Here is a 6,115-nt window from a genome sequence, read left to right as displayed (position 1 = left end):
AGATGACGCCGGAAGAAAGCGACAGCGTGGACCGGCTGGATTCGACCTGGGCGCGACCGGCCGGAAACCGGATCGCGGCGAGCTACATCAACTACTATCCGGGCAACAGCGTCGTGGTGGTGCCGCAGTTCGGCTGCGATCTCGATGTGAAGGCCAAGCGGACGCTGGCCGAGCTGTTTCCCGACCACCGAATAGTCGGCATCGAAAACTCGCGAGAGATCCTGCTGGGCGGCGGCAATGTCGCCTGCATCACCTTGCCGGTCTATGCCCCGCAACGACGTTGAGGGACGGAGCATGCCGAGAACACATAGCGAAAACGGAGGACATTCATGCGCGCTCTGATCTTCTCAACCCTGCTTGCCTGCGGCGTCTGCGCAAATGCGGCTTCGGCGGACGAGGAAAAGATCGTCAACGTCTACAACTGGTCCGACTACATCGCGCCGGACACGGCCGAGAAATTCGAGAAGGAAACGGGAATCAAGGTTCGTTACGACGTCTATGACGGCAACGAGGTGCTTGAGACCAAGCTGCTCACCGGCGGCTCCGGATATGACGTGGTCTACCCTTCAGCCTATCCGTTCCTCAAGAACCAGGTGAAAGCAGGGGCTTTCCTGGAACTCGACAAATCGAAGCTTGCCAACCACTCGAAGATCGATCCGCAAGCCCTCGCGCTGATCGCCGGCGCCGACCCGCAGAACCTGCATGCAGTGCCCTATATGGCGGTCACCGACGGCATTGGCTACAACGTCGCTGCGGTGAAGCAGCGGCTGCCGGACGGGCCGACAGATTCCTTCGCCATGGTCTTCGACGTCGATGTGGTCAAGAAGCTGTCCGATTGCGGTGTAGCTATCATCGATGCGCCGGCTGAAGTCATCCCGATGGCGATGAACTACCTTCACATCAACCCCAAATCGACCAGTCCCGACGACCTCGCCAAGGTCGAGGACCTGCTGGTCAAGGTGCGGCCCTACATCCGCTATTTCCATTCGTCGAAATACATCAACGACCTCGCCAACGGTGACATCTGTGTGGTGTTGGGCTGGTCGGGCGACATACTCCAGGCAAGGACCCGTGCGGCGGAATCCGTGAAGAAGCTGGAGATCGCCTATTCCATCCCCAAAGAAGGCACGCTCATCAACTTCGATACGATGGCGGTACCGAAAGATGCGCCGCATCCCGACAACGCCCAGGCCTGGATCAACTTCAATCTGCGGCCCGATATCGCCGCGGCCAATTCCAGCTATGTCTCCTACGCCAATGCGATACCGGAGTCCCTGCCGCTGATGGACAAGGCCATAGCCAGCGACCCCGGCGTCTTTCCGCCTGATGCCGTGAAGGCCAAACTGTTCGTGGTGGACAACAACGACCCAAAGCTGCTGCGATCCCAAAACCGCATGTGGACGCGCATCGTGACGGGACAATAGAGCAATTCCAGAAAAAGTGCGCAGCGGTTTTCCCGGGAAAAGCGCGTAGCGCTTTCCCTTGGGAATTGCGTCAAAGCAAAAAGACAGAGCCGGGCGGAAGCCGTCAGGCTCAAGCGGCTTCGCGGATGGCCGCCAGCAACTCGACCTGGGAGTGCACACCGAGCTTGCGATAGATCTGCTTGATGTGGTTGCGGACGGTCCCGGGCGAGATGGCGAGGCATCGCGAAATCGTCTTGGCGTTGCCACCATCGACCAGATGCCGCGCAATCTCGGTCTCGCGCCTGCTCAGCCGCGAGCGAGCGTCACCGATTGCGGCGCCCTTGTGCCGGAAGCGGCACAGATGGAGCAATCTTTCCAAAATGAGCCTTGTCGCGCTGCTTGCCGCGCAAGCCGTCGCCAGATCCTGCTCGCCAAACGGTTCTGCCCCGTTTCGCCTGAGAAAAGTGACATAGCCAGCGGTCAGCCGGTCGAGATTGAACACGCCGGTGATCTCGTCGAAACTGTCGGAAGGGCCGAAGAATTCGCGATAGTAGGGAGTCCGCTGGAAGTCGCCATTGCGGAGTGCCGACAGCGGCAACAGGAAATCCTGCCTTGTGCTGGCGAACCTCTGGAAGAAGGGATCCTGGCGATACAGTCGTGCATCGTAGTCGCGGTTCCAGCGATCGGGACCGGCATCGTCGATGGTCAGGGATGTGATGTCGCGACGGTAAAAGCCGACATAGGCGCGGTCGGAGCCAAGCAACTCGCTCGCCGCTGCCGTGAAGCGAGCCGACAATTCTTCGGGTGTCACGGCAACGGCCGCAGCGGCGACACCGCCGCTCCAGCGCCCAAACTGATCGAGGGAAAGGTTCGACTGCATTCCAATTCATACTAGGCATGATGCCGAAAAGTGTGAAGCGGTTTTCGGACGGCATCATGCTCCATCTGTTTGATTTAGAGCCGGATTCAGATTTCAGGTCGATCGACCTGAAATCATCCGGCTCTAGCGCAAGCCGTTGCAAGTTCAAATCAGCCATTTCCTTTGACTTCGACCCTCTCGGCCATACCTATGCGGGAGTCGTTGTCGCGGAGCCATCATGCCGGTCAAATTGAAACTGATCTGCCTTATCCTGCCGATGCTCGCCGTCCTGGCGCAGCCCGTCCTGGCTGAAACGGCGGAGCGGCCGGCGCCCTCGGGCGGCGTGCTATCCCTGCTGCCGCCGCCGCAGACCACCAACCATTCGATCACGCTGGCCGGGCGCAAGCTGGATTACCAGGCAAAGGCGGCGACCCTGTCGCTGCTATCGGGCAAGGGCGACGTCACGGCGGAGATCTTCTACGTCGCCTACACACTGGAGCCGCCGGCAAGCGGGGCCAAAGACCAGCAGCGGCCGATCACCTTCGTGTTCAACGGCGGCCCTGGAGCAGCGTCCGCCTATCTGCATATCGGCGCACTCGGTCCACGGATAATCGCGACGGGAGCCGACGGCGAATTCCTGCCGTCACCGCAAAGACTGATCGACAATCCGGACAGCTGGCTCGACATGACCGATCTCGTCTTCGTCGATCCGGTGGGAACAGGCTATAGCCGCGAGGCACCGGGGCAGGACACGCGCGATTTCTGGGGCGTAAACCAGGATGCCAGCTCGATAGGCGCCTTCATCCGGCTCTATCTCGCGCAGAACGGCCGCACCGGGTCGCCACTGTTCCTCGCCGGCGAAAGCTATGGCGGGTTCCGCGCAGCGCTGCTCGCCAGGACGTTGCAGGAAGATATCGGCATCAGTCCGAACGGCATCGTGCTGATCTCGCCGGCGCTGGAGTTCACGCTGGTGCAGCCCGACGAATTCGAGCCGCTGCATTGGGCGCTCGAACTGCCTTCACTGGCTGCGGTGCGCCTGCGCGCCGAAGGCGTCAGCGGCGACGCGTTGCGGGAGAAGCTGGCAGACGTCGAACATTATGCGATGGGCGATTACCTCACGGCAATCACCAGCGGACTGGAGCAAGGCAGGCGGCTGGCCAGCCAACGCGTGGCTGACATCACCGGCCTGCCGCTCGACCTGGTGCAGCGGAACTCCGCCCGCATCCCCACCGGCCTGTTCGCAAGGGAGTTCGCCCGCGCCAGCGGCAAGGTGCTCAGCCCCTATGACGCCACGATCGGCACGGCCGACATCGCGCCCGAGAGCGCCCGCATCGCCGGCCCGGATCCGGTGCTCGACCGCAGCGTGCCGGCGCTGACGTCGGCATTCGTCGGCTATATCAGCGACGAACTGCATTTTCGCACCGATGTCAGCTATCGGCTGCTCAATGGCGAAATCAGCCACAATTGGGATTACGGGACCGGCGCCTCGCGGCAAGGCTATGCCGGGGTGATGGACGATCTGCAGCGCGCACGCTCGCTGAACCCTTCGCTCGGCGTCGTGATCGTTAACGGCTACACCGATCTGGTGACACCTTACCTCGCCTCGCGCTACCTGGTGAGCCAGATCCCGTCGCTCGCCAATGCCAAGCCCATCCGTCTCGATGTCGTCGAGGGCGGGCACATGATGTATTTCAGGTCCGACGGCCGGCGCGCGCTGAAAGAAGCCGCTTCGGAGCTTTATCAGGCGACGCAGTAGGCTTGGCGACAGTGCAGCTCGCCATGGACCCGTGCCCCAATATAAGCACCGGACTGGCGTAGCGCCGCAGGGGTTTTCGCCCGTATAGCTTGGTACCAAGGGAGTTGAATTCACGGCTCCCTTGTGTCGCTCCTCACAGCATTTCTGCCGCTCCGGCAAATTTGGTCCCACGCGCCTTATGGCCGATATCGCCATTCTCGAAACACGCGAGCGGGTTCTTGCAGGCATCCTGCTGACCGGTGCGGCCTATCTGCTGTTTTCGACACAGGATGCTTCGATCAAGCTGCTGGTCGTCGGCATGAGCGTCTGGCAGATCATGTTCTTCCGCAGCATCACCATTCTGGGCGCGTGCGCGGCGATCGGCGGACGACAGCTGTTTGCCGACACGATGCGCTCGCCGATCGTGCGGCCGATGCTGGTGCGCAGTGCCTTCACGCTTGCTGCGTGGCTCTGCTACTACAACGCCGCGCGCAGCCTGCAGCTCGCCGAACTGACCACCGTTTATTACGCGGCCCCGATCATCGTCACCGTGCTTTCGGTGTTCCTGCTCGGCGAAAAAGTGCCGATGCTGCGCTGGCTGGCGGTGCTGATCGGCTTTGCCGGCGTGTTCATCGCTTGCGATCCGACCCATCTCGGCCTGTCCGTGCCGGTGCTGCTGGTGCTGGCGGCCGCCTTCTTGTGGGGCATCGCCATCGTGCTCTTGCGCAGGACCGCCCTTGCCGAGCGCTCGATGATCCAGCTCCTGCTCAACAATTTCTATTTCCTGCTGTTTTCGGCGGTGCCGGCGTTGCTTTGGTGGCGGACACCCGACTGGACCCAGCTGCTGCTGCTTGCCAGCGTCGGCGCACTCGGCGGCCTGGCGCAGTATCTTCTCTTCGAAGGCATGAAGCGCACGCCGGCCTCGGTTCTCGCGCCGCTGGAATACACCTCGCTATTGTGGGCATTCGCACTCGGCTTTGCGATCTGGGGCGACGTGCCGCGCCGCGAAGTTTTCCTGGGCGCTGCGCTGATCGTCGCCGCCGGCCTGCTGATCGTCGGCACCGAGCATTTCCGCAAACGGCTATGATGTGCATGGCCATGATTGCTGACGCTACGATGTCAGGACCAAGCGGCGTAGGCTGGCGGCATGACTGAGATTGCAGCCGCCACCGACACCGCCGCGGAGCGGACACTCGGCATCATCCTGGTGTCGTCCTCAGCCGCCGTCTTCGCCCTGACGGGCGTGCTGACGAAATCAATCCACGCCGACCCGTTGACCATCATCTGCTGGCGCGGCTTTGTCGGCGCGATCCTGATCAGCTTCTATGTGCTGTGGCGGCGTCACCGTTCCGGTGGGCGTGAGACCCTGCGGCTTGGCTGGCGCGGCTGGCTGCTGGCGGTGGAAGGCGCGCTGGCCAGCATCGCTTTCATCTCGGCGTTCAAGTTCACCTTCGTCGCCAATGTCGCTGTCATCTATGCCACAGCACCTTTCGTCACGGCGCTGCTGGCCTGGGTTCTGACGCGCGAACCCTTCCGGTTGCAGACGATGGTCGCCGCCGCAGTGTCGCTGTGCGGCGTGGCGATCATGGTCTGGTCCGGCTTCGGCACCGGCAATCTGTTCGGCGACGGACTGGCACTGCTGATGACCATCGGCAGCGGCCTTTACATGATCATGGTTCGCGCCTTCCGCGACACGCCCGTGGTGTGGGCCGGTGCGGTGTCGGCATTCCTGTTGTTCGTGCTCGGTTGGTTCGTCACCGATCCGCTGGCGGTTTCGCCGAGAGATGCCGTTCTGCTCACCACTTTCGGCGCGTCCTTCGCGCTGTCCTCGATCCTGTGGACGGAGGGCGCACGACTCATCCCGCCGGCCGAATCCGGGCTTCTCGGTTCGGCCGAAGTGCCGTTCGCGATCCTGTTTGCCTTCCTGTTCCTGGGCGAGATTGCACCAGCCGCCAGCATGATCGGCGGCGCCGTCGTGCTCACCGCAGTGTTCGCCCATGCGGGGCGGGATTGGCTGATGGCGCGCTCGCAACGCATGGCGTCAAATATTTCTTAAAAAAGCGACACAGTCATGGAACCATCATCCGGGTCAGGCATTATTGCTGCGACGGGCCATCC

At 62.2% G+C, this 6,115-nt stretch carries 6 protein-coding genes; 5 read left to right on the top strand and 1 reads right to left on the bottom strand.

Going from position 1 to position 6,115, the window contains the following annotated elements; all coding sequences use genetic code 11:
* A partial coding sequence (locus tag ENZ75_RS17690) for an agmatine deiminase family protein (RefSeq protein ID WP_206617054.1) occupies positions 1-284 on the top strand: 284 nt, incomplete at its 5' end.
* A 45-nt stretch (positions 285-329) separates the two neighbouring features.
* A complete protein-coding gene (locus ENZ75_RS17685) occupies positions 330-1,424 on the top strand; it encodes a polyamine ABC transporter substrate-binding protein (RefSeq protein ID WP_013532534.1) in 1,095 nt (364 codons plus the stop codon).
* 109 nt (positions 1,425-1,533) lie between these two features.
* Here the strand turns inward: ENZ75_RS17685 and ENZ75_RS17680 are convergent, their stop codons facing one another.
* Entirely contained in the window at positions 1,534-2,283 is a 750-nt protein-coding gene (locus tag ENZ75_RS17680; protein ID WP_013532535.1) for a LuxR family transcriptional regulator, read from the bottom strand.
* A 217-nt stretch (positions 2,284-2,500) separates the two neighbouring features.
* On the opposite strand from ENZ75_RS17680, the gene ENZ75_RS17675 reads away from it, so the two are divergent.
* The 3 genes from ENZ75_RS17675 (at position 2,501) to ENZ75_RS17665 (ending at position 6,053) form a co-directional block, all read left to right on the top strand.
* Positions 2,501-4,018, top strand: coding sequence for an alpha/beta hydrolase (locus ENZ75_RS17675; RefSeq protein WP_013532536.1), 1,518 nt, complete (start codon positions 2,501-2,503; stop codon positions 4,016-4,018).
* A 178-nt stretch (positions 4,019-4,196) separates the two neighbouring features.
* Positions 4,197-5,084 (top strand): DMT family transporter, encoded by an 888-nt coding sequence (locus ENZ75_RS17670; RefSeq protein WP_013532537.1) that lies wholly within the window; start codon positions 4,197-4,199, stop codon positions 5,082-5,084.
* A 60-nt stretch (positions 5,085-5,144) separates the two neighbouring features.
* A complete protein-coding gene (locus tag ENZ75_RS17665) occupies positions 5,145-6,053 on the top strand; it encodes a DMT family transporter (protein WP_013532538.1) in 909 nt (302 codons plus the stop codon).
* Positions 6,054-6,115: the final 62 nt, after the last annotated feature.

Origin of the sequence: Mesorhizobium sp. M7A.F.Ca.CA.002.04.1.1 (assembly GCF_004022805.1) — a bacterium.
Taxonomy (GTDB): Bacteria; Pseudomonadota; Alphaproteobacteria; order Rhizobiales; family Rhizobiaceae; genus Mesorhizobium; species Mesorhizobium ciceri.
The sequence above is the reverse complement of the archived record's forward strand: the minus strand, read 5'-3'. Positions and strand labels throughout refer to the sequence as shown.